The 25,123-nt window shown below is 47.2% G+C and carries 20 protein-coding genes and 1 other RNA gene; 11 read left to right on the forward strand and 10 right to left on the reverse strand.

Annotated elements, in window-relative coordinates; translation table 11 throughout:
* Window positions 1–10 precede the first annotated feature (10 nt).
* Window positions 11–2,230 carry an OmpA family protein gene (locus ICL55_RS27195; RefSeq protein WP_188103543.1) on the forward strand — a complete coding sequence of 740 codons (2,220 nt, stop codon included), beginning with the start codon at window positions 11–13 and terminating at the stop codon, window positions 2,228–2,230.
* A 35-nt stretch (window positions 2,231–2,265) separates the two neighbouring features.
* Window positions 2,266–4,752, forward strand: coding sequence for a Calx-beta domain-containing protein (locus ICL55_RS27200; protein WP_188103545.1), 2,487 nt, complete (start codon window positions 2,266–2,268; stop codon window positions 4,750–4,752).
* A 277-nt stretch (window positions 4,753–5,029) separates the two neighbouring features.
* Here the strand turns inward: ICL55_RS27200 and ICL55_RS27205 are convergent, their stop codons facing one another.
* The 7 genes from ICL55_RS27205 to rplU form a co-directional block, all read right to left on the reverse strand.
* The gene (locus ICL55_RS27205) at window positions 5,030–5,524 is read right to left on the reverse strand and encodes a GNAT family N-acetyltransferase (protein WP_188103547.1); all 495 of its coding nucleotides are present in this window, start codon (window positions 5,522–5,524) and stop codon (window positions 5,030–5,032) included.
* A gap of 10 nt (window positions 5,525–5,534) precedes the next feature.
* Window positions 5,535–6,170 (reverse strand): DsbA family protein, encoded by a 636-nt coding sequence (locus tag ICL55_RS27210; protein WP_188103549.1) that lies wholly within the window; start codon window positions 6,168–6,170, stop codon window positions 5,535–5,537.
* A gap of 133 nt (window positions 6,171–6,303) precedes the next feature.
* Window positions 6,304–7,053 carry a PrsW family intramembrane metalloprotease gene (locus ICL55_RS27215; protein WP_188103551.1) on the reverse strand — a complete coding sequence of 250 codons (750 nt, stop codon included), beginning with the start codon at window positions 7,051–7,053 and terminating at the stop codon, window positions 6,304–6,306.
* Entirely contained in the window at window positions 7,050–8,738 is a 1,689-nt protein-coding gene (locus ICL55_RS27220; RefSeq protein WP_188103553.1) for a helix-hairpin-helix domain-containing protein, read from the reverse strand. The genes ICL55_RS27215 and ICL55_RS27220 overlap by 4 nt, the downstream gene beginning before the upstream one ends.
* A gap of 858 nt (window positions 8,739–9,596) precedes the next feature.
* Entirely contained in the window at window positions 9,597–9,992 is a 396-nt protein-coding gene (locus ICL55_RS27225; RefSeq protein WP_188103555.1) for a hypothetical protein, read from the reverse strand.
* A 64-nt stretch (window positions 9,993–10,056) separates the two neighbouring features.
* The gene (gene rpmA, locus ICL55_RS27230; protein WP_078672044.1) at window positions 10,057–10,335 is read right to left on the reverse strand and encodes a 50S ribosomal protein L27; all 279 of its coding nucleotides are present in this window, start codon (window positions 10,333–10,335) and stop codon (window positions 10,057–10,059) included.
* A gap of 55 nt (window positions 10,336–10,390) precedes the next feature.
* Window positions 10,391–10,693 (reverse strand): 50S ribosomal protein L21, encoded by a 303-nt coding sequence (rplU, locus tag ICL55_RS27235; protein ID WP_168811125.1) that lies wholly within the window; start codon window positions 10,691–10,693, stop codon window positions 10,391–10,393.
* A 390-nt stretch (window positions 10,694–11,083) separates the two neighbouring features.
* Between rplU and ICL55_RS27240 the strand changes: the two genes are divergently transcribed.
* From ICL55_RS27240 to ssrA, 4 genes are all read left to right on the forward strand, one after another.
* Window positions 11,084–12,583 carry a GH3 auxin-responsive promoter family protein gene (locus ICL55_RS27240; RefSeq protein WP_188103557.1) on the forward strand — a complete coding sequence of 500 codons (1,500 nt, stop codon included), beginning with the start codon at window positions 11,084–11,086 and terminating at the stop codon, window positions 12,581–12,583.
* A gap of 66 nt (window positions 12,584–12,649) precedes the next feature.
* A complete protein-coding gene (locus ICL55_RS27245) occupies window positions 12,650–13,816 on the forward strand; it encodes a 1-deoxy-D-xylulose-5-phosphate reductoisomerase (protein ID WP_188103559.1) in 1,167 nt (388 codons plus the stop codon).
* An 85-nt stretch (window positions 13,817–13,901) separates the two neighbouring features.
* The gene (rseP, locus tag ICL55_RS27250; protein ID WP_188103561.1) at window positions 13,902–15,248 is read left to right on the forward strand and encodes an RIP metalloprotease RseP; all 1,347 of its coding nucleotides are present in this window, start codon (window positions 13,902–13,904) and stop codon (window positions 15,246–15,248) included.
* Window positions 15,249–15,327: 79 nt separating this feature from the next.
* Window positions 15,328–15,701, forward strand: a transfer-messenger RNA (tmRNA) gene (ssrA, locus tag ICL55_RS27255).
* A 69-nt stretch (window positions 15,702–15,770) separates the two neighbouring features.
* Here the strand turns inward: ssrA and ICL55_RS27260 are convergent.
* The gene (locus tag ICL55_RS27260) at window positions 15,771–17,021 is read right to left on the reverse strand and encodes an MFS transporter (RefSeq protein WP_188103563.1); all 1,251 of its coding nucleotides are present in this window, start codon (window positions 17,019–17,021) and stop codon (window positions 15,771–15,773) included.
* A gap of 102 nt (window positions 17,022–17,123) precedes the next feature.
* Complete coding sequence (locus ICL55_RS27265; protein WP_188103565.1) at window positions 17,124–18,071, reverse strand: helix-turn-helix domain-containing protein; 948 nt, start codon at window positions 18,069–18,071, stop codon at window positions 17,124–17,126.
* A 174-nt stretch (window positions 18,072–18,245) separates the two neighbouring features.
* On the opposite strand from ICL55_RS27265, the gene ICL55_RS27270 reads away from it, so the two are divergent.
* Complete coding sequence (locus ICL55_RS27270; RefSeq protein ID WP_188103567.1) at window positions 18,246–19,031, forward strand: M57 family metalloprotease; 786 nt, start codon at window positions 18,246–18,248, stop codon at window positions 19,029–19,031.
* 75 nt (window positions 19,032–19,106) lie between these two features.
* On the opposite strand, the gene ICL55_RS27275 is transcribed toward ICL55_RS27270, so the two are convergent.
* Window positions 19,107–20,285: an epoxide hydrolase family protein gene (locus ICL55_RS27275; RefSeq protein WP_246496651.1), complete on the reverse strand. Its 1,179-nt coding sequence runs from the start codon at window positions 20,283–20,285 to the stop codon at window positions 19,107–19,109.
* A gap of 267 nt (window positions 20,286–20,552) precedes the next feature.
* Here ICL55_RS27275 and ICL55_RS27280 point away from each other — a divergent pair, with 267 nt between their 5' ends.
* The 4 genes from ICL55_RS27280 to ICL55_RS27295 are packed head-to-tail and all read left to right on the forward strand — an operon-like array spanning window position 20,553 to window position 25,098.
* A complete protein-coding gene (locus ICL55_RS27280) occupies window positions 20,553–22,400 on the forward strand; it encodes a type VI secretion system Vgr family protein (protein ID WP_188103569.1) in 1,848 nt (615 codons plus the stop codon).
* A 33-nt stretch (window positions 22,401–22,433) separates the two neighbouring features.
* Window positions 22,434–23,744, forward strand: coding sequence for a hypothetical protein (locus ICL55_RS27285; RefSeq protein WP_188103571.1), 1,311 nt, complete (start codon window positions 22,434–22,436; stop codon window positions 23,742–23,744).
* Between the two features lie 41 nt (window positions 23,745–23,785).
* Window positions 23,786–24,268 (forward strand): hypothetical protein, encoded by a 483-nt coding sequence (locus tag ICL55_RS27290; protein WP_188103573.1) that lies wholly within the window; start codon window positions 23,786–23,788, stop codon window positions 24,266–24,268.
* 14 nt (window positions 24,269–24,282) lie between these two features.
* Window positions 24,283–25,098 (forward strand): hypothetical protein, encoded by an 816-nt coding sequence (locus ICL55_RS27295; RefSeq protein ID WP_188103576.1) that lies wholly within the window; start codon window positions 24,283–24,285, stop codon window positions 25,096–25,098.
* Window positions 25,099–25,123 lie beyond the last annotated feature (25 nt).

Consider the following 25,123-nt stretch of genomic DNA (forward strand, 5'->3'; position numbering starts at 1 on the left):
AAAAAATGTTATGAAAACCCGATTCACGGAACGATTGCGAAATGACCAGGTTGGCCGCCTGGCATTTTTCCTGGGTATGCTGATCATGACTGGCTCCTGCTCTTTTGTTAAAGACCATACTTCCGGTAGTATGGGCAGCATGTCTAAAGTAAGAAGGGCAGAACGGTCATTCAAAAGACAGGAATATGAAAGGGCGATATCACTCTGCAATGATGTGATTAACAATGGTGGCAATGACGATGCCCGCAGGCAGGCAAAATTTCAGTTGGCCCGCATTTATTTTGAGACGCGGCAGTTTGAAAAAACGGTTAGCCTTTATGATGAACTGCTCTATAAACCCAGCGACGATGTGCTGGTAACTGATGTGACCACTTATATAGACCTGCTGAAACGTACGGGCAGAGTGGAAAAAGCCCGCCAGATCAGTGAAGTGTATGCTAAAAACTATAAAAACAACGCCCGCTTCACCAACCTCCAGGAATCACTGGTGAATTATTATACCTTCTTTAACCGCGATTCCCTCCGGAATGTAAAGGTAGACAGCCTCCGGCTTAGCCTGCCCGGATATCAGTACGGACTGGCCCTGTACAAAGACAATATTGTTTTTCTTTCCAATGATTTTAAGAAGAATGAAGCGCAGTCTTTCTACACCAATTCCAAACTGTACATGATTTCGGAGGATGGTATTGAGCCGTTCAACAATAGCCTGAAAGGCATCTTACAGGTAGGGCCGGCATCTTTCTACGACCAGGGAAACAGGGTGATTTACACCTCCAACCGGTTTACCGACGTAAAAAACGATAAAAATTCTTTCATCAATTATAATAACGGCACACAGCTGTTGTCTGCCACCTATCAGGAAAACCACGATGCGTGGAGCAAGCCGGTGCCGGTAAAACTGGGTAAATCTTCAGAATCATCGTCTTTCCTGCATCCATCAGTTGCTTCAAACGGTAAACGTTTGTACTTTGCGTCCGATATGCCTGGCGGTCAGGGTGGTACAGATATCTACTATGCTGACTGGGACAAAGCGGAAAAACGCTGGAAAGCGCCTGTGAACATGGGCCCGAAGGTAAATACCAACGGCAACGAACTCTATCCGTTTATTGTGGGAGACAAATTGTTCTTTGCTTCCAACGGTTTACGGGGTTTCGGCGGACTGGACATATTCATGATCGACCTGAAGAAGCCTGATGAAGGGCCGGTACACCTGCCTTATCCTGTGAATACACAGTTCGACGATCTGAATGCGGTGCTGGACGAATCCAAATTGTTATTATACTTTACATCAGATCGTTCCGGTGTACATGATAATGACCATATCTATGTGCTGAATCTGAAGAAGAATCCTTTGAAACAACTGGGACTGCCTTATCCCGGCAAGCCGGTAAATGACGAAGACAAAGTGCCTTATACCATGACGCAGACGGACAACCGTCAACAGCTGACTTTAGTAGGGAATAAATCCTATGATAACCTGGCTCCCGTTGTAAAAGCGGAAGACAAGCCTGCTGCACCCGCAGTAGCCAGTACAGCCGTTCCCGTTAGTGTGCCTGCCCGTGAGGTAAAAGACTATACCGAGCAGGTGGTGGACAGTTCTCCCGAGATGATACCCTGGCAGAACCTGGCCCATCCCGCGCCTGCTGTAACGCCTGCCAATGCAACGGCCACAGTGGCCACCGCGCCTAACTACGGACAAAAGACCGTTGGCGGCCAGCCGGAGCAGCTTAACTGGCAGTCGTCAGCTGCTGCGCAGCGGCATCCTTCATCTCCCGAAAAGAATAACGTGCAAACAGACAGTGCGGTCATTCACGTGAGCGCCTATACGTTATCTACTGATAGTGCCAGCGGGGCACATGCATCGCTGTGGAGAGTGCCCGGAGCCGTTTATTTTGATCTTAATTCCTATATACCGCAGGATAAGGAATGGAGAAAGCTCGATTCCATCTTCTATATCTGGAGGGCTCAGCCTAAGCGGATGATCATCGTGAATGGACACGCAGATATTATTGGCACGGAAAAATACAACCTTGCCCTGTCCAAAAACCGGGCGGTGTATATCCAGGAATGCCTGCTCAGTCGTGGTGTGGAAGCCGGTCGTATCCGTATCAACTATTTCGGGTCTACCCGGCCGGTACTGGTTGCCAGTCAGTATAAGCTGGATGCAGACCGGGAGAAGTTTATCCTGCAACAGGGGGTAAACAGACGGTGTGAGATCACCATACAGTAAACCGATTTTTTTATTGCGTATATCAAACTAACAAAATGAACAAGATTGCATCACTAATGCTGTTACTGGGAATAGGCTCACAGGCCTTTGCCCAGGAAATGCCAGTTGTGTTCAACAAAAGCATGGGTGCTCCCAGGAACCAGTATCGTAAGCTGGCCATTGCGGAGAACAATGCCATTGTTGCTATCGGCGGTGGATTGGATAACGGATGTATCACCAAATTATCCTCCACGGGAAATCCTATTTACAATACCCGTTTGAACAAAGGCGGGCTGGTAGCGTACCAGGACTTATTACTGCTGCCTAAAAATGAGCTGGTGGCAGTGGGTGGCGGCACTATTGCTTATGGCAATGCCCGTATCACCAAACTGAGCGCCACGGGAGAAGTGGTATTTGATAAGAGCATTGGCAACGGCCAGGGTGGCTACTTCACCAAAATCATTGCCGACCGTCACGGTAACTACATCACGGTAGGCGTAGACGGCAGCAAGCCTGCACAGGCCCGCATCACCAAAATGAGTGCTGATGGAAAGATCGAGTTTGACAAAGGTTTTGGCGCACACAACGTATTTACAAACGTATTGATCGACGAAGACGAAAATATTGTGGCTGTTGGTGGAGACGTAGGAGATGGCCAGGGTAAAGCCTTTATGGTAAAAGTAGACGGTAAAGGGGAAAAACAATTTGACCTCAGCTTCGGTAAACCCGGCGCCGTATTTGAAAAAATGCTACTGCTGGAAGACGGTTCTATTCTGGCGATGGGCGGTGGTGCCTACGGCACCGGCAATGCCAGCCGTATTGCTAAAGTAAACGCCGAAGGCCAGGTAGTATTCGATAAAGAATACAGCACCGTAGATGGTAAGTTCAACGCCATGAAAGTGAATGATCTGGGCCAGATCTTTGCCTGCGCGGAAGAAAAAGACAAAGGCCGTATCGTAAAACTGCGTCCGGATGGTACTGAGCTGTTCAACAAAGAAGTGGACGCGGCGCTCTATGCCCTGGAAGTGGGTAAAAACGGCAAAGTAGTGGCTGCTGGTGGTAACATTGGCATGAACACCGGCAAAATCGTGAAATTACTGCCCGACGGTACACAGGTTGTCAACAAAAACCTGGGTACAGTGTTCCAGCACCTGTTGCTTACCGAAGATGACGAAATGTGCGTGGTGACCAAAGAAGGATACCGCCTCATTAAACTGACACCTGATGGTGAACTGATGTTTGACAAACAACTGGGCAAATACGATACTAAAACCACGCTTGCTTCCCTGCTGATGAGCCCTTCCGGTGAAATCCTGGCAGCCGGCGGTGGCGATGAAGACGGCAACCGTATCATTAAAATCAGCCATGGAGTATCTGTTAATGATATCGCAGTATCTGAGCCGCTCAACGGCCTGTCTAACGCTTCACTGACCATTACGCTCTCCGGCTTCCTCAGAAGCAACGGTGTTCGTACCCCGGTGAATGTGCATTACAAAACCATTCCGCATAAAGACGGCGCCGGTCAGGGTGACTTCGACATCACAGAAGGTACGATCTCTTTTGTGCCGTCCGAATTCGCTGCAGGCGCTATTATCTCCAAAACCATCCAGATACCCGTGAAAAGCGACAACCTGCTGGAAGGCAAAGAGTCTTTCCACGTGGAAATCATGGATGCGTCGGACCTGCACCTTACCAAGGCGAAAGGCGAAGTGACCATCCTCGATCAGCCGGCCATGGTGAAGTTCATTGGCGGCACCAATGGTGCGGAGCCTAATACCGATGTGGTATTCTCTGCAGGACTGTTCAAACGCGACAATACGCCGCTGGTAAATGCCACAGGCAAACCGGTGAAGCTGACCTACAAATTCGGTAACGGCACTGCTTTGCCAGGCGCTGATTTCGTCAGCAGCATCAAAGCGCCGTTTGTGATCGACAATGGCGCCAGCACCGCCAGCCTGTCTGTGAAGGTTAAAGATGATAATCGTTTTGAACTGGCCGAGACGGTAGTACTGGTACTCAGCGAAATCAAAGCGGAAAACGAAGCGATCGTAGGGTATAATGGTGATGTGACTTCTATTTCTGCCTCCCAGTATATTCAGGACCAGGCAGCGCATATCACGCTGGTAAAACTGACCGATGCCAACGAGTCAGCTACCGCGCCGGTAAGCATGTTTAAATGTATCCTTGTAAAAGCTGCTGATGGCACTGTACAGACCAACTGCACCGGCAGCGATATCAATATCTACTTTGGAGTGGATTCCGTGAGTGCAGCCGCTTATGGCCGCAAGTTCGTGATCATGAATGGTGACATGGTGAAAATCACCGGTGACTGCGCTTTCAGCGAAACAGACATCCAGGTGGCCGTGGTAAACGACCGTATCAAAGAGTCTGATGCTGTTGTAGCCGTGAAACTGCGTGATGTGACTACCGCCAATAATGCCGGTATGCTGAAAATCTCTCCTGAGCTGAAGCTGAATAAGGCCATAGCTGTCATCCATGATGATGATAATGACGAAGGAACCGTGTTGACAGCCACCAAGTAAACCCGGCTTGAATCAATAACCGATATACGCTGTTTCAGGCAACACCTACATTCCCGCATAGATTACTATGCGGGAATTTTCTTTAATAAACTTAAAAGCAGCATCATTTATATTAAAATATAAAAGATGCTGCTTTTTTTACTATTTGTAAATCCACGATAATCCGTTTATCGTAGGTAATGATAGAAACAGTAATAAAATAACTCAAAATAAAAGAGTTGTGTCTTTTAATGGTTAACTTGGGAATAGCCTGGTATGTCCTTACCGGGCTCTTTTTTTATAATGATTTCCTCATTACATAGTCTTCCATCAGATAACCATTACCGATATCGGTATCTTTCTCTGTATAGGTGGAGAATCCCATTTTCTCGTAGAAAAAGCGGGCTTTATTGTAGCGGTTTACATCCAGTTCCAGGATGGTGGCGCCCAGTTTTTTTACCTGGCGGATAACCGTGTCCAGCAGGAAACGGCCTACGCCCTTACCCTGATAGTTCAAATCGAGGTAGATTTTATGCAGTTTATAGACACCTTCCGTATCGGTGGTGCTATAAGATGCGAAGCCGATAGGTCTTTTATCGTCCTGCAGGATGATGAACTTGTGGTTTAATTCCGCGATCTGTTTAGTGAGGGCGGCAGTGCTGTACATCATATCGATCATATAGTCGATCTGTGCAGGTTCGAGGATGCGTTGGTAAGTTGGTTTCCAGATTCTCTCAGTCAACTCCTGTATAACGGGAATGTCGGCTACTGTTGTTGATTTTACGCGATACATGGTTTGTGTATTATAAACGGTTACTTTCCTCAATAATATTATCGACTGTTTGCTGCAGCCGGTCGAGTGGTGTGTATCCTCTTGCGCAGAGGTACAATTGTTTGCCTGTGTCCAGAATAGCGGCGGGAAAGCCGGTAATGCCCCAGTTCTGCACCAGTTGAAACTCCTGATTGGTTTCATATCGCAGGTGCTCATTGTGCAGCCGGTCAATAAATTCATCTTCCGGCAGGCTGTATTTCCGGATCAGTTTCCGGTAAGTGGTGTCAAGGTTAAGGCTTAAGCCATCGTAGTTAAGCGCATGTTGCATATCATGCGCAAAAGAGATGGCGTTTTCAGGCTGATAAGCCTTAAAAACAGTGAGGGCGACTGACGGTTTTTCTGAATCCATCATTTCCTCAGAAGGCAGTAGCTTTTCCAGAAAAGCGTTACCAAATTTCACCCCTGTCATCTCTTCCACATTGGTATGTTCCCGTTGGATATAGGCCGCCATCGTAGAGAACGGGTGGCGATTGTCTCCCACGATCATACCACCGGAGAGGATATCAAATTCCATGGCACCGCTGTGCAACTGCTGAAACTGCATGACTACCGGTGTAAACCCGTAGCACCATCCACAAAGCGGATCATAGACATATATAAAGCGCATAAACAGGCATTTAGCTTTTCGCGGTTAGCTGTGCTTAGCCGTTGGAAAAAGTGCAAGTTGCTGCAAAGATAACTAATCTACAGGTTGATTTGACCCCTTATATGAGGTCAATTGTAATTATGGGAACAATGTTTTATAGTAAATCGTCTTCTTCCACTTCATCCGGCAGGAGCGGAGAAGGTCCTTCCGCGTCTTTATCAAAATGCCGGTGAAACAGCTTTTTCGACAGCATCATGTCTTTCCGGGTAGCCCTGTAAGATAATCTGGCGGCGATGATCAGCGTAAAAACCGCCGCTCCCAGCGCCAGGATGTTATTGCCGGAGAACAGGAAGAAGTCGAAGGAGCCGTGGAAAAATACCGCGATCAATAGGCCTTTCAGCAGGAGCATATTACGCTGCGCCGGCATAAATTTGGCCAGTCCCACATAGTATCCCATCAGGATGGCAAACGTGGCGTGGGCAGGCACCGACAGGAACATGCGGGCCACACCGGTGCCCAATCCGAACTGACCAACATAAGCGATATTCTCCAGCGTGGCAAAGCCCATTCCAATCATCACCGCATACACAATACCATCCAGGGGTTCATTGAATGCTTTTTTGGGATAGGCATAAAAGCGCAGCACCAGAAACTTGGCGAATTCTTCGGAGAGGCCTACGATGCCATAGGCAAAGAAGGCGGTATCAAAGAGACTGTTGTTGGTTTCCCGGAAGCCGTACATGGAGGCGAGCACCTGAAACAGCAATGGCATGACCACGCAGGCCATGCCAAGGAGGAAACTTTTTATCAGCAGGCCAACCGGTTCCGGATCGTATTTATCGACTATAAACATCAGGAGGCAGATAGCCAGTCCCGGGGCTACGGCCAGCGCCAATAACATCATGGGAGGATATTTTTTTGTTTTTTGCGTTCCTGCAGGAAACTATCGAGCATGTCAACGCTAAAGCTGCTCAGATTGTTGGCTTTGGTGACACCACCTTTTTGAGCTGCCAGCGTACCGTAATGCACATCGCGGTATCCCTGAATACTATGGGCATCCGGATCGATGGATATCAGCACTTTTTTCTCCAATGCAGCAGACAGCCAGGTCCAGTCGATATCCAGGCGGCGCGGGTGTGCATTGAGCTCAATCACCACATTATTGGCCGCGCAGGCATCTATTACCGCTTTATGATTGACCGGATAGCCGTTGCGGCTCAGCAGCAGTCGGCCGGTCATATGCCCGAGGATTGTCGTATAGGGGTTCTCGATGGCTTTGAGGATCCTGGCCATCGCTTTCTCTTCCGTCATTTTCAGGTTGGAGTGCACGGAAGCGATGACGAGGTCGAAGCGCGCCAGCACCTCATCGGGGTAGTCGAGCGTACCGTCGTTGAGGATATCCGCTTCAATACTTTTGAAGATACGGAAGGGGGCCAGTTTTTTATTCAGTTCATCGATCTGCTCGTGTTGTGCTATCACCCTTTCGATGCTCAGGCCGTTGGCATAAAATGCGGAGCGGGAGTGGTCGCTGATGACGAGGTATTCGAAGCCCTGGTTTTTAGCGGCGGTGGCCATTTCTTCGAGGGAATCCACGCCGTCGCTCCACTGGCTGTGGGAGTGGATGATGCCTTTAATGTCTGCCCGTGTGATGAGGGTGGGCAGTTGTTGCTGGCGGGCCAGTTCAATCTCGTGTTGTCCTTCGCGGAGGCAGGGCGGTATATAAGCCATGCCTGCGCCGCTGAAGATAGCTTCTTCGGAGGGCGCTTTGCGGATATGGGACGCGCCGCCGGCAGCATTGAATTTATCGATAAAAGCAGGAGCGCCGGTAGTGCAGAAAAGGGTACTGTGGAAGTCGTCCGCTTCGCAGGCGTGCGTTACTATATTGAGTTTATCATTGTATTTCCATACCTGATCGGGGCCGTTGGCATCGCCGGGAGTGAAGCCGGGCAGGGTAGCGATGCGTTCCCGCAGCGTTTCCGGCGTGGCGGCGATCACGAATTCCAATTCATCGATGATCACCTCCTGACGGCGGAAAGCGCCGGTAAGCGTCACCGGTGCAGGTGCCAGCAGTTCCTTCAGCTGTTTCTCCAGATCTGTCGCGATGGTTTCCACTTCCGCGAAGAGGTAGCGGTTACGGTTGGACAGGTAGAATTCTATATTCTGACGGACGTTTTCCTGTGTTTTTTCGCCGAAGCCTTTGAGCAGCAGGAGACGGTTTTCGTTACAGGCATATAATAGTTCGCCCATGGACTCTATCTCCAGTTCTTTCCAGATGGTCGCTATTTTTTTCGGTCCCAGTCCTTTGATCTTCATGATTTCGAGGATACCGGGCGGCGTGACGTTCAGGTAGTTGGTGAGCAGGGAAAAGCTGCTCGTATCGAGCATTTCGAGGATACTTTTTCCGGTAGACTCCCCGATGCCTTTAATACGGAATATCTCATCGCGCGGGGTGTCTTTGAGTTGTGCCGGCAGTTTTTCGATGGTAAAGGCTGCAGAGGCGAAGGATTTGGCTTTAAAGCTGTTTTCCCCGTGGATGTCCATTAGTTTGGACAACAGGGAAAAATTATCGGCTATTGAATTATTGTCCATGTGGTAAAAATACGAATTCCATGCATTTGGTGGTTTGGTGGTTTGGTTTGTATGATTTCATGGGATTTCGCGTTTTGCGGACATTTTTGAGCGATTGAGGATTTTGTAGGAAGGTGGTTTTTCTGGATTTTTCATGTTTTCAGGTGTTTTCGGGCGTTTTTAATCGATTTCGGGATTTGTAGGAGGGTCAATTTTTGAGATTTTTCACGTTTTTAGGTGTTTTCGGACGTTTTCGATTGATTCGGGATAGGTAGGAGGACAAGTTTTTCGGTTTTTTCACGTTTTTCGGTGTTTTTGGGCATTTTTGGACGATTTCGAGCATGTCTGGCTTTTCGGAATTCATGTTTTCACGTGGTGTTACCATTTTCCCCAGGGTTGGAGCCCTGGGCTATGTTTGTTTTTCAGGCTGTTTTCAGGTAAAGGTTTATCAGGGGTGATGTGAAAATGAGGTTGCGCAGGGGAGGTGTACCAACATTGTGGATGGCATTTGGTAGAGGTGCGAAATAGTGTCTAGGGTGATTTATGGATATAAAAGGAGTCCAATACCTGAGAATTAAATCGATAATGGTGTTGACAATAATGTATAGGAACAGGCTTTAATCTCCAGAGATTGGAATGGAAGTGGGGGTATGTGTTATGTATGGGTATAAAATCTTCCGCTGCGATAGTAGGTGAGGTATAAAAAGAATTCAACTCCCGACGACATTCCTTATCGCGGGCAATAAGGTATATGGCAATATTGAACCTGAAAAATAAACGTGGCCCGGGGTTTCACTCCTGGGAGCCTGGGGCCGGGACATAAAAAAGATCCCGGCGTAGAAGCCGGGACCTTTATAACTACATTTTGTAAATCCGATCTTAGTTTGCCGGAGCAGCTGGTGCTTGAGGAGCAGCTGGTGCTTTTTTAGCAGGAGCTTTCTTCTTAGCAGCAGGTTTTTTAGCAGCAGCTTTCTTTTTAGGAGCAGCTTTTTTAGCAGCGGCTTTCTTTTTAGGAGCGGCTTTCTTAGCAGCGGCTTTCTTTTTAGGAGCAGCTTTCTTAGCAGCAGCTTTTTTAGGAGCAGCTTTCTTAGCAGCGGCTTTCTTTTTAGGAGCAGCTTTCTTAGCAGCAGCTTTCTTTTTAGGAGCGGCTTTCTTAGCAGCAGCTTTTTTAGGAGCAGCTTTCTTAGCAGCAGCTTTCTTTTTAGGAGCAGCTTTCTTAGCAGCAGCTTTTTTAGGCGCAGCTTTCTTAGCAGCTGCTTTTTTAATTGTTGCCATTGTTTTTTGAATTTGGGTTAGTAAAAAAATATTGGGTATAAAAAAACTTTATGGCTAACACTGATTAGGCTTCTGCCTGAGCAGTGGTGTCAAATGCTTTAACAGAAACGTAAGTCTTGTTTTCGCGACCTTTTCTGAATTCAACCACACCATCTGCCAATGCGAAAATGGTAAAATCTTTACCAACGCCTACGTTTTGACCGGGATGATAAACGGTGCCTCTCTGACGAACGATGATGTTACCAGAAATAGCAGGTTGACCACCGAAGATTTTTACTCCGAGCCTTTTGCTCTGGGAGTCGCGGCCGTTCTTTACACTACCTTCACCTTTTTTATGTGCCATTGTATAATTACTTTAATAATAATGTGTCTAAATAAAATAACAAGCTTAAAATGAATTAAGCTATTTCATTGATCCGGATCTTCGTGAAATGGGTACGGTGTCCAACTTTCTTTCTGAAGCCTTTTCTTCTCTTCATTTTGAAAGCGATCACTTTGTCACCCTGTACATGGCTCAGGATCTCTGCCTTTACTACTGATTTTACATCAGTGCCTACGGTCAGTGCACCAGCATTGTCTGTTAACAGTACTTCGGAAAACTCCACTTTGTCTCCAACTTTTCCTTGTAACTGCTGTACAAAAATTTCCTGGTCTTTTTCTACTTTAAATTGCTGACCTGCGATTTTTACAACTGCAAACATAATTATCCAAAATATAATTTCCGCAAAAGTATCAATTGTTTTCCAATTGAACAAAGATTTCCGGCTTTTTTTAATTCATATATGTAAATACGTATTAAAAGCCGGATAAAAACTTAATCTTTTCAAAGATACGTACTTTCCTGAATTTTAAATTTTTTTAACAAATTCCGGGCCATGCCGCCTGGCTTTCCTATGGGATATGACAAAGCCGTAAAAACAGTTATTTTGCTGCACAAACCAACACAATTTTATATACTTTTGAATTTTGGAATGTTGGAATTTTTGATCGACAGATTTATTGACAAATGCAGGGAATCCTCCAAAATCAAAAAATCAATACATCAGAAATCAAAAAAATGAACGTATACTCTCAATTATAAAATAAAGGGCATGAAGTTTAAATCACTGCTAGCCAAACCATTTGCTTCTATTGTGCACAACAAAATCAAGAAGGAAATGCTCAGGGCGGTGGAAGACCAGGAGGCAATCCTGGAGGAACTGATAAAGACAGGCAAAAAGACGGAGTTCGGAAATGACCATAAGCTGGATGCAGTACGTACCCACGAAGAGTTCAGACAAGCTGTGCCAATAAGGGACTACGAACAGTTCAAACCTTATATTGAGCGGATCAAAGAGGGCAAACAGAATGTACTGTGGAGAGGACAGCCTATTTATCTGGCTAAAACTTCCGGTACCACCAGTGGTGTTAAATACATCCCCATTTCCAAAGATTCTATTTCTAATCATATTGATACTGCCCGTAATGCCCTCCTTAATTATATGGGCGAAACCGGCAATACCGCATTCGCTGACGGGAAAATGATCTTCCTGTCCGGCTCCCCTGAGCTGGAAAGGGTAGGTGGTATTCCTACCGGCCGCCTCAGCGGTATCGTGAATCACCATATTCCCCGGTATCTGCGTACTAATCAACTACCTTCGTATGAGACAAATTGTATAGACGACTGGGAAACCAAGCTCGACCGGATCGTAGAGGAAACCATCAACCAGGATATGACCCTGATCAGCGGCATACCGCCATGGGTGCAGATGTATTTCGACCGCCTGATGGAGCGTACAGATGGTAAAAAGATCAAAGAGATATTTAAAAATTTTGATGTGATGGTGTATGGCGGGGTCAACTTTGAACCTTACCGCGCCAAACTGATGGCTTCTATCGGTCAACCGATCCATACCGTGGAAACATTTCCGGCCTCTGAAGGCTTTTTCGCCTTCCAGGATTCACAGGAGCAGGAAGGTCTGCTGCTGAATACCAACTCCGGTATCTTCTATGAGTTTATTCCGGCACAGGAAATTTTTAATGAAAATCCGACCCGACTGTCACTCAAAGATGTGCAAACCGGTGTAAATTACGCCATGATCATCAACAACAACGCCGGATTATGGGGGTACAACCTCGGTGATACCGTGAAGTTTGTTTCCACTAATCCCTATCGTTTGCTGGTGACCGGCAGGATCAAACACTTTATTTCCGCCTTCGGCGAACACGTGATCGGGGAAGAAGTGGAATACAGTCTGATGAAAGCCGCTGCTGAAGAAAATGTGCATATCACCGAATTTACAGTAGCCCCGATGGTGCAGACAAGCGGCGAACTGCCTTATCACGAATGGTTTGTGGAGTTTGAAAACGAGCCTAAAGACCTGAAGGCATTTGCCATGAAGGTAGACCAGCACCTGCGTCAGAAAAATATTTATTATAATGACCTTTTGACCGGCAATATTTTACAACCCCTGAAAATAAGAACCGTACGCAAACAAGGCTTCATAGACTATATGAAGGCGATTGGAAAACTGGGAGGCCAGAATAAAGTGCCCCGTCTCAGCAATGACAGAAAGCTGGCTGATGAACTGACTAAATACGTGCAGCCGTAATGTAAGGTGTGACGACTGTAGCAGCGTTCACATCACTGTGAAAGATTAATAAAGTAAATCACCGTAATGAATAAACGAAAAATTGCCATTTTCGGGTCCACCGGATCCATTGGTATACAGGCACTGGAGGTGATAGCAGCGCACCCCGACAGATTTAGTGTTGAAGTGTTGACTGCACAACAGAATGCCGATCTCCTGATTGAACAGGCGTTGAAATTCAAGCCCAACGCAGTTGTGATAGGCAGCGAGGAAAAATATAAGCAGGTTAAAGACGTATTGTTTGACAAAGGCATTAAGGTATTTGCCGGTGCGAAAGCCATGGTGGAAGTAGCTTCCTGGAGCTCTATCGACATGGTGCTGGCAGCCATTATGGGTTTTGCGGGACTGGCGCCTACCTTGTCCGCTATCGAACAGGGCACGCCTGTAGCGCTGGCCAACAAGGAAACGCTGGTAGTAGCCGGTGATATTGTGATGGCCACTGCCCGCAGGAAAAATGTACCTGTCATTCCGGTTGATTCCGAGCACTCCGCTATTTTCCAGTGTCTGGTAGGAGAGCCCTTCAGCAAAGTGGAAAAAGTGATCCTGACTGCTTCCGGTGGTCCGTTCCTCGGCAAAAAGCCTAATTTCCTCATCAACGTAAAGAAAGATCACGCCCTGCAACACCCTAACTGGCGGATGGGCGCTAAAATAACCATCGATTGTGCCACCCTGATGAACAAAGGGTTGGAAATGATCGAAGCCCGCTGGATGTTTGGCTTACATCCGGAAAACATTGAAGTAGTGATACATCCGCAGTCCATTATCCACTCCATGGTGCAGTTTGTGGATGGCTCCCTGAAAGCCCAGATGGGCCTGCCCGACATGAAGCTGCCTATTCAGTACGCACTCGGATATCCTGACCGTCTGGCCAATGATTTCCCACGGTTTTCTTTCCGGAACTATTCATCTCTCACGTTTGAACAGCCGGATACCAAGACTTTCCGCAACCTGGCCATCGCTATTGATGCCATGCACAAAGGGGGCAACACCGCTTGTGTGATGAACGCAGCCAATGAGGAAGTGGTGCATGCTTTCCTGCGCAACAGGATCGGGTTCTTACAGATGACGGAAGTAATTGAGGAAACAATTGCGAAAATTCCGTTTATTGAAGCGCCAACGCTGCATGATTATTACGAATGCGATCAGGCTGCACGTGAACACGCTGCAACCCTTATCAATGCTATCGTTATCTAAAATAACCGTTGAAAATTAACAAATAGTTTTGCCGGAATATCTGTGAAATCCGATATCTTGGGCAGATTAAAGCAGAAACAAGTAAATGACAACAGAGGTAATATTGGTGAAAGCCGGGCAGTTGTTGCTGTCACTCTCTATACTGGTCGTATTGCACGAGTTAGGCCACTTTATCCCCGCCAAATTGTTTAAAACAAAGGTAGAGAAGTTCTACCTGTTCTTCGACCCCTGGTTTTCTCTCTTTAAAATCAAAAAAGGGGAAACGGAATATGGTATCGGGTGGTTGCCCCTTGGCGGATATGTGAAAATATCCGGCATGATCGACGAAAGTATGGACAAGGAAGCGATGTCCTTACCCCCGCAACCTTATGAATTCAGGTCGAAACCAGCATGGCAGCGGCTGATCATTATGATCGGCGGCGTGACCGTGAACATCATACTGGCCTTCTTTATCTACGCTATGATCCTGTGGCACTGGGGTGAGAAATACCTGCCCACAGATGCCGTGAAATACGGTGTAACCGTGGATTCTCTTGGTCAGAGCATCGGTCTGCGTGACGGTGATAAAATCGTCAGCGTAAACCATAAGAAAGTAGAGCAGTTTGGTGCGATCACCGGACAGGTTATCCTGCATGAGGCGAAAAGCATAGAAGTGATCCGTGACGGACAGGAACTGAGCATTCCTATCCCTGAAGGTTTTATTCGCTCCCTGCTGAAGCAGAAAGAGCCGTTTGCCTACATCCGGTTTCCGTATTACATAGACCGGTTTGAAAAAGGTTCCCTGGCTGAAAAAAGCGGCCTCTTTAAACCCGGCGACCAGATGGTGTCTATCAACGGTCAGATGGTGCCTTATTTCACGGACTTCGCCAAGGAAATGCGCAAGCATAAAAACGAAGCAGTGAACATCGGCATCGTCAGAGGTAAGGATTCTATGGTTATTCCCGTGAAGCTGGATGAAACAGGTAAGCTGGGTATTTATCCGCAGGACCCTGAGAAGTTCTTTGCATACAAGACCAAAACGTACACGCTGCTGGAGGCCATTCCGGCCGGTTTCAGCATGAGTGTGGACAAACTGGTGAAATATGTGCAGCAGCTGCGTCTGATCTTCGTTTCCAAAGAAGTGAAGGTGAGCGAGTCGCTGGGTGGTTTCATGAGTATCGGTAACCTGTTCCCCGAAGCGTGGGACTGGCTGACCTTCTGGGAGATGACCGCTTTCCTGTCCATCATCCTGGCGTTTATGAACATCCTGCCTATCCCTGCGCTGGATGGCGGGCACGTCTTATTCCTGCTGTATGAAATCATTACCGGTCGCAAGCCCAGTGAGAAATTCCTGGAATACGCGCAGATCGCCGGTATGATCGTGCTGTTTGGCCTGCTGTTGCTGGCCAACGGGCTGGATTTCTGGCGGAACATTATCAGTAAATGGTTCTAAATCATATGATTTTATAAAGGATATGGATTACGGGATTTCCGTAATCCATATTTTTTTTGTATATTTGTGTTCTGAAATCGGGGATGCCTGGTTTTGACAGCATAGGTCTTTGAAAGTGTAAGCATGTCGTGCGTTGGATAATTAGCACGTTAATCTGAATATTCAAACTTTAATTGGCGAATCTAACTACGCCATGGCTGCCTAATCAGCGATTAGACACCCATTATAGCCGCCTGGAGTTGTCGCCTTATGCGACTCCCGCCGCTGAATCATCAAACCCATAGGGATAGGTGCTCATGGTTTCTGTGAGTGAGCACTGAAGCTAAACGGATAAGGACAAGGTTGGTTCGTTGTGCCCCTGCCAAGTCCCGACAAATCAATGCATAAATAAGCATGTAGAAAGCTTTTGAGGAATATGTTTGGACGCGGGTTCGATTCCCGCCATCTCCACCGATAAATAGAAAAGCCGCTCCCAGAGCGGCTTTTCTATTTTGTTGTTTATTATAGTAAGATAATTCCCCACTACGCCTCCGCCGGTATTGCTTGTATAGCAACTGCTTCCACTATTTCTTCTCTCTCCTCCCTCTCTTCTTTCTCTTTCCATTTCGTTCTCACCAAAAACAGGAAGGTAATAACCGCTACGATGCCATAAGCCATTCCCAGCGTTACCTGATTCGTAATAGAGATGGTATTTACCATCGTTGAGCTCATGATAGACGTCACTACAGCAAACCCGCCGCCTGTTAAGCCGCTGGCTTTGCCTGCATATTGAGGGAAGCGGATCAAACAATAGGACATGAGGTTATTGAAGATAAACCCGGACGTGCTGTGCAGGAGGAAGACGTATATCAACAACGTGTATAGATTGTGGTAGTAGCGTGTCAGCGGTATCATCAGGGCGACCACCAATAGCTGCGCGATGCTGGCTACCATCAGTTTTTTGCCCAATGGTTTGCTTACGAGCATTCTGGATAGTGTTCCGCCGATCATCACGGATACGCCGGAGAATAATGAACAATAGCCTGTTACGGCGGCTGAGAAATGCAACTGCTGCTCAATCAAAAATGGGCTGCACATACCGTACAATAGTATCATTCCATAGGCTAGTCCGAGTATTACCAGGCCTGAACTAAAATCCGGTGTTTTGAGCATATGACCATATGTTCGTGTCATTGACTGTACACTGAATGGCTGTGCTGCTTTCATCGATTCACCGCCGATGAACAGTTCCACTAAAAAGAACGCTAATCCAAAGTATCCGAGGAACATGAAATTGGAAGACCAGCCCCAGGTGGTCTGAAAGAATCCACCCAGGAAAGGCGCTACGATGGGCGCGATAGCCCAGATCACAGAGAACATGCTCGTGTATTTCTTTAATGCTTCTCCTTTATAGAGGTCTATAAAAAAGGCGCGTTTGCTGATGGCAATCACGGCTACGGTAAATCCCTGCAGTATACGCATGGCATAGATCAGCTGCAGATTGGTGGTGTAGGCAATGATGAAGCTGGCTGCGCTGAATACCAGTATGGATATCATATTGGGGACATAGCGGCCATAGGTGTCAATCAGTCCGCCTACGATCAGTTGTGAAACGCCGTAACTGATAATGAAGAGTGAAAGTGTAAGTTGAATGGAGGCTGGTGAAGTATGTAATTGCACCGCCATATCGGGCAGGGAGGGGATGAATATGTCCATGGCGAAACCTGATAACGGTATCAGGCATAACGACATGACAGTATTCCAGCCTGCCCTTGATTCTTTGATCCTTCTCATATTGGTTGCTTTAAAATAGTACTGTAAAGGTAGGGCGGCAGGTGGCTATGGCGATTACACGTTTCAAAGGGATGATTATACAAATCAAAGGCGGTTGATAAATCAAGGTAACTTCCCGGATACGGCTGTTTTTGTTCCCAGGCGAAACTCCACCGGTGTGCGGTTGGTCTGCTGTTTGAAGTATTTATTGAAGTGGGAAGGATATTCAAAGCCCAGTGCATAGGCAATCTCGGAGATGTTCCAGTTGGTGTTGCGCAGCAGTGTTTTTGCTTCGGTGATCACCCGTTCATGAATAATTTCGCGTGTGGTTTTATGGGTGTGTTTTTTTACTACGCTGTTCAGATGGTTTACATGCACATGCAGCAGGCCGGCGAAATGGGCTGGTGTCAATAGTTTCAGCGGAGACTCAGGAGAGTCTATCGGGAACTGTTGGTTCAGTAGGGTGAAGAAATCTTTCACGAGCCGGTCGCGCACCATGGTAGCCGGTAACTCGCGGCTTTGTTGTAAACGGATGCCTTCGTGAATCACCAGTTGCAGCAGGTGGCGTATCATGTCCCATTTAAAAGGATAGTCGGTTTCCTGCAGCATTTGCATTTGGGTAAAGTAGGTGCTTAACCGTTGTCTGTCTTCTTTGGTGAGCGGTATTACCGGCATCAGCGAGGGGTTAAATAACGGGCTGGCGTATTGTATGTCAGCGGGGATACATCCTTCGATGAAGGGTGCGTTGAATAAACAATAGAAGCGGTTGAACGGTATGTTCACCTCTATGGAAGTGGGCACCGCCGGATTGGTAAAAATCAGGCAGCATTGATTGATGGGTATCTCTTGTTCATTATACAGTAGTATGCCACTGGCTTTTGCCGGAGTTTGGCTCAGGCATATTTTGAAATAGTCACGGCGGTTGAAAGGTGTTTTGCGGGTGCACGTCAGGGCTTCGCGGACATTAAAATGTGCTTTGCCGGATTCACGGAGCAGGTCTGATGGAACGTCCTGACCGATACGTGTGTAAAACTGCACCAGCGATTCAGTGGGAATGAGTTTGTCTGTCATAGCCTTTTGACTTATATAATTCAAAGGTATGTATTTAATGTATGTGATCCGCATACTGCGGGTGACAGCTATTAAACAGGAACTGCAACGACATTACCGTTATAAGCTGTAGTTTCAGTGAAGCAATTGCTTTTTATTATTTAACCCAATTATTTAACCCAAAATCTGCGTAGCATGAAACACCCTCATGGACACCACATTGGTGCTGCATTCTGTATTGCAGCCTTCACCATTCTCTTTTTTTCCTGTTCAAAAAACGACAAAGACCTGAAAGACCCTTCACCGGTTCCCAATGCAAAAGAAGAAATGATCAGTTACCTGGCCAGTCAGGGATTTGATCAGCAACACATTGTCTTTGATCAGGACCGTGTTGTGATTGAAGACGATATTATCATCTCCCTTCCTGAACTCAAACAACGGGTAGCCGATTGGAAAGCAGAACAAAAGTCTGGCGTACCGCAAACAGAACAACGGAGAGGTACCTACATTGTAGGGAATGCTTACAATACCGACATTAAGTTCTATATCGATCCTGCCGTACCCACCGTGTGGAGAACTGCGATCCAGGGAGCAGTGAACAATTGGAATGCCGTAAATGGCACCCGCCTGGGAATGTCTATTGTCACCAATCAGGCAAGTGCGAACACCCGGGTTTTTATGGGATATGAAAACTCAAACTGGATCGCAAGGGCCTATCTGCCAGGATCAGATAGCAAGCCAGGGGTAACCGTTGAAATTAATTCCAAATACAATACCCTTTCCGCCACCCAGCAACTGTTTGCCATCACCCATGAATTTGGTCACACAATAGGGTTTCACCATACCAACCAGACTACTGGTACATGGATATCCGGAACGCCTACCACGGATCCAAATTCTGTGATGAATTCAACTGTACTTCCCTGGAATGGATTTACAGCCGGAGATATCAAGGCAACACAGATACTATATCCACAATAACCGGGGTCGTAAGAAGGTCTTTGAGGCTGGCTGAAAATATTTTCAGCCAGCCTTTTTTGATGGGGGATAAACCGTTTACTTCACACTTTTAAAAAACGTGTCCACTTCTCCCGCCCATATTTCCGGTGCTTCCAGTGCTGCAAAGTGACCGCCTTTTTCTATTACCGTGAACCGTTTCACATTGGCCTTTCTTTCTGCCCATTCTTTTGGGGTGGGAGCGTCGCCGGAGAATACTGCCACACCGGTGGGCGTGTTTACCTTTTGACCTGAAGCCAGCTGCTGAAAGCTACCTACAGCGTATGTACGCATGGAGGAATGGATGGTCTGGCTAACCCAATAGATCATGACGTTGGTCAGCAGTTCGTCTTTGGTGAAATGATCGTCTATAACGCCACCGGGTGTACGCCAGGTGTTGAATTTTTCAATGATCCATGCAGCCAGTCCCACGGGTGAGTCGTTCAGGCCATATGCCTGTGTTTGGGGTTTGGTAGCGTGTAACATGGCATAAGCGCCCTCTTTGAACCACCATTGCTGTATAAACTGTCCGAATGCCTGTTCTGCCGGTGACATCGTGCTCCAGTCTTCAGATCCGTTGGGGTATCCCACGTCTGTCAGGTGGATAGCGGCCACGTTTTCAGGATACAGATTAGCGATTGATTTGACAATACCGCTGCCTACATCACCACCGGCGGCGAAGAAGGTGTTATAACCGAGCACATCCTTCATTAGCGTAGCAAAGACTTTAGCGGAGCCATCATCGGTCATGGCTACACGACTGGAGAAGCCGAAGCCGGGAATGGAGGGGACCACAAGATCATAGTCCTTTGTTAACAGCGGAATGACTTTGTGAAAACGATAGAAACAATCAGGCCATCCGTGTACCAACAGCAGGGGTTTTGCATGCGCATTGGGGCTTTTGATGTGCAGGAAATGAATGGTAGTACCTTCTATCTCCACTGTAAACTGAGGAAATTTGTTGAGTGCGGCCTCCTGTTTACGCCAGTCGTAACCGTTTTGCCAGTAGGTGACCAGGCTTTGCAGAAATACGGGGTCCGTACCATATTGCCAGCCGGCGTTGTCGGGGGCGTCAGGCCAGCGGGTCTGGCGGAGGCGGTTGCTAAGATCGTCCAGTACAGATGGTTGTACGTCAATTTTGAAAGGTTTCACGGTAAACATACGGTCTTTTTTTGTAGGTTGTGAAAATGCGGTGATGGCTAAAACAGTGACAGTGAACAAAAGAACGACTTGTTTCATGGAGTGTATTTTTAATAAAACAAAGTTCTAAGGGGGAGATGACAACCTTATGTCAGCAGTAAATCGATTTCAAAAAATAAAGAATATTTTTAGAAAAGTCAGGTGTCAGAACAAAGTTTTGTTATCTGTATAATAAATTTCCGGGGACCTCTGTTGGTTTCCCATAATTTCCGTAATTTAAGGTCCTGTTTGTTAGCTTAACCCTGCTTGCCCTTTGACCGTTAATCCTTGTCAGGCAGGGAGCTATACCATATCAAACCGCAATCTATGGCCTTGTATACCGTAACCACCGTATCTATTGAAGACGAACAATTTCGGCAGTTCCACTCTTTCCGCCTTGAGCAGACTATTTCCGGGCATCATCAATTTGAATTAAAAATAGGCTATGAATGGCTTTCCAAGTCAGGCAATAACCCTATTTCAGCCGGGAAATCCCTGTTAGGCAAGGAGATACGCATCTCCGTTCAACCGGTAGAAGCAGCCGGAGGTTTTCGTCCAATGCTGTTTAACGGCATTATCACCGCCGTCAGTGCCGGCAAAGAAGATGACGGCACCAATGGCAGCGTTGTTTTCAAGGGCAGCGGCCCTTCCGTTTTGCTGGATGCGGACCCGCATATCCGTGCTTATGAGCAGCAGGACCTTTCCGCCATCGTGAACACGGTGTTGAAAGCCTGTACGCCTTTTGCCAGCCGCCCGGAGGTAAAGCCCGCCGCAAGCAGGCAGCTGAAATACATCGTGCAGTACAAGGAAACCGGTTTCGATTTCCTGCACCGCCTGTCGCAGCGATACGGAGAATGGTTCTTCTACAACGGCCAGCAGCTCATCTTCGGGCAGTATACGCCACAGAAAACCACGCTGGTACATCAGGTCGACCTGCTTAGCTTCGACCTGGAGCTGCAGATAAAGCCCAATAATCAGGCTACTAACGGGTACGACTATCGTCAGTACCAGATAGTGGAAGATGGCACCCAGCAAAAGACCGCGGGTAAGTCAGACCCATATACCGAACATGCACAGTCACTGAGCGAAAGGCTGTTTCACCAGGCTTCGCTGTATAAAATACCGTTTGCGTTTACCAGCAATGCCAAAGCCGAAATGGATGAGCTCACCCTGCGCCGTAAAAAAGCCAGGATGGCACAGATGGTGCGCATCAAAGGACGCAGCAAAAACACCAGCCTGCGGCTGGGCGACACCATTGAAATACAGGAAAGCGTGTTGTCCACCGCAACGCACGGGGAGTTTATGATCACCTCCCTGGAGCATTACTGCAATGGCAACGGCGACTATTACAACCTGTTTGAGGGCATCCCTGCTGCTGCGGCCGCTCCTGACCTGGAACTGGGACATGTGCCTTATTGCGAGTCCCAGAGCGCGGTGGTAACGGACAACTTCGATCCTAAAGGCCTGGGCCGTATCAGAGTACGGTTCAACTGGCAAAAGGGACAGACACCCTGGATACGCCTCATGCAGCCGCACGGCGGCCCTGATAAAGGGTTCTACTTCATCCCTGAAGTGGGAGAGGAGGTATGGGTGGACTTTGAAAACGGCAACGCAGAAGCGCCCTACGCTATCGCCGCGGCCTATAACGGCAACGCCAAAACGGGATACGGTGACGCGCAGAACAACCTCAAAGTCATCAAAACACGCAGCGGCCACACCATCCGGTTGGACGATACCGCCGGACAGGAAAGCATCACTATCCTCGACAAGGGCGGTAATATCGTGGTGCTGGACACCAACGGCAGAAACATCACCATCACGGCCCCTGAAAATATTAAGATCAACGCACGTAACATCATCATGGATGCCCGGGAGCGGGTTGACGTAAACGCAGGCACCAATATGACACACGTGGCAGGTATGAACATGAGCCAGATCGCCGGTATGAACATCCTTCACAATGCCGGTGATTCCATGAACCAGTTCTCCGTGAATGACTATAAACTCACGGCTACCAATATCACCAAAATAGCCATGGAAGGGATGGACGTACAGGCAAAGAAAATCGAAAAGACAGCCGAACAAATAAAAGTGGAAAGTTCAAAAGATGAGATGACCTTTAATTCCGGTAAATCCGTAGAGGTGAAAAGCGCAGAGAAATCAAAATTGTTCTGATATCCCATCCATCCATCTTTAAATTGAAAACCAATGGGAGAGAAAAATTCAGGGAACATCATCCTGATCTCCAAAAAATATACGGAAAACGGCGAAGGCGTGCGCTGGAACAGCAGCGCGGAAACTACGCTCAACGCCGCCAAACACGTGAAAATGCACGGCCAGGAGTCGGGTGTACGCTTCGGTACCTACGAAGCCACGCAGAAAAACACGCTGCTGGTGAAAAAAGTCGAAGGCCCGTTCGATGAAGACGGCAAACTTGTCACCGTTATGTACAAAGAAAAGTGGTATACCTTTAAAGCCTCACAATTCAGCCGTAAGCCTACCGATAAAGAACTGCAGCAGGTGCAGTGGGCGAAACAGCTGGACGATCAGCCTGTTGCGCATATCCACACCGGAGGAACCGTCAAAGACGGGACGGTGCAGATACAGTATAAAGTCAACGCACCTACGCAGGTGCAGCAGACGAAGATATTTGCCTATTTCCAGCGACCAACGAAGACAGTGAGCGTAACGGCTACGGTTAAAGAAACGGAGCCGGTGATATTGTTCGTGAATGGATATTGGAATAAGGATATACCATATGCAGGCCCTGACTCAGGGAAGCTTTACTGGCCTGACAGATTTATAGCCGCTGCTCAAAAGTACTTTAAGGGCCAGAAAAATCTTTTCATTAACGGAGCTAATACTATGTTTTCTTCCGGTAGTCTGCGGTATAATGAAGGGAAAAAGATAGCGCAGGAACGGTTTAATAATCCTAAATCAACTTTTCATCAGTTGATATTTAAGGAAAAAGGAGCCGATGATAAATACCTTACACCAGTATTTGTGGTGACCCATAGTATGGGTGCTGCTTATGGAGAGGGTATTATATCGGTATTGAAAGAAAAAGGTGTAATGGTGAGAAAGGTGGTACATTTCTCACCGGCAGATGTAAGCGATTTTTCCGTTACACTTCCGGCTTGCACTTTCCAGGTGGATATCAATGTGGACCCGGTACTGACATTTAAGAATATGAACGACGGTCGTTTTATAAAAGGCATCCAGGCGGCTGGTGAAGTAAATAACCCTTCTAACGACGAATATGGTCATATGTATACGAAGTCCGAGCCGTTCGTCTGGAATTGGCTGGAAGACCTGGAAAGCATCCAGTTGGTCCCTGGTGGTGAAATCGAGGTGACGGAATCTGTCTCCAGCATGGGTGGTGGAGGCTTTGCGGTGATACACAGGAAGAAGAAATTGTTTCATGCTTCCGGGATAAAAAAAGGTACGCAATTCAGACAGCTAAAAAAGAATGGGGGCGTTTATAAGCATTATCAGGGAAATGATTATGTAAATTGGTAACTTATTGATTGATATTTGGTTTTTATAAAAAAATAGGAATAATGGCCCTCCGTAAAAAGCATAAAGTACTGATTTTCGTTATTGCCCTCATATTGGTAATTATTGGCTTGTTGTATTATTACGGCTTTGCTATTGTATTGTGGATGTTCACTCCGCCGGTAAGTAAATTGCAGCCAAAAGAGAAACATTATATTGATTCACTGCGAGCTGTTTATAGCTGTCAGTCTATTTGGAGAGAACCCAGGTATTTCATGAATGATACTTCCAGGAAAGAGGAATATACAATCATCATGATATTTAATAAAAGCCCGGCCGGATTGGAAACGGACAGTCTTAAGCAAGACAGTCTCAGAAAGAACGCTTTTAAAATCGCACGTTACGCATATCTAAACGTGGTAGAAAAAAGCCCGAAATTTCCGGAGTACGTGGTGACTTTCACCTATGAAGATCTATTCAGAGATTATCGGTTTGCTTTTAAACCGAAAGAACTGGAAGACACTTCCGATAACCATATCGGTCATTAATACCGTAAAAAAGTATGGCCTTTTTCTCTTTTAAAAAACCATTGGCTGATAGCCCAACCTGGCAACTAACGCCAGCCCAGCCCCCCTGTATCCATACTGTCACCATTGTCTTTGAAACGGCGCAGCCGCAGACGGTCCGGTATAATACTACCGTACAGCGGATGGACCATCCCAAGGACACGTCGCAGGTTTTCTTCAGTATCACGCGAACGGACATACTGATCAACGGAGCGCCGGCAGATGATTATATGGCCGGAGACCTGGCCGCCCAATGCGGCAGCGTGATTTATCCGCTCCAGGTGAAACTGGAGAATGGCGGCCGCATTGCTGCTGTGGCTAACTACGCCGAGATACTGCAACGATGGACCGCTAAAAAGGAAAAGCTGGAACAGTACTATACCGGGGAGATCGCGGAATCCTATATACAACATACCGACATTACCCTGCGCGATCCGGAAGCTTTCCGGAGGACCCTGTCCGGAGATATTTTCCTGGGGCTGTATTTTCCCTTGTTGTTTTCCAGTTATAAGACACAACGGGAGATGGAGTACCCGGTGATTCCTTTTGCCGCCCCGATCATGTTCGATGTACAACAGGAACGAACCCCGTTTGGCAGTGCATCCGATGTGATGGTACAGAAAGGTATTTTGTCTGCCAGCGCATCGCCGGCGTATAGCCGGGGACTAATCGATATCTCCTGCACGCTGACGCCTACACGTAACTACGTGCAGCAGTTACAGGGGAAATGGTCGATCAGCGAAGGCGATCAACATCATCAGATATCCGTCAGTATTGTTTGTCTCGAAGAGCATACTGTTAACAGGAAATAAAATTGTTTGTAATTAATCAGGTAGT

The organism is Chitinophaga varians, assembly GCF_014529945.1.
Classification (GTDB): domain Bacteria; phylum Bacteroidota; class Bacteroidia; order Chitinophagales; family Chitinophagaceae; genus Chitinophaga; species Chitinophaga varians.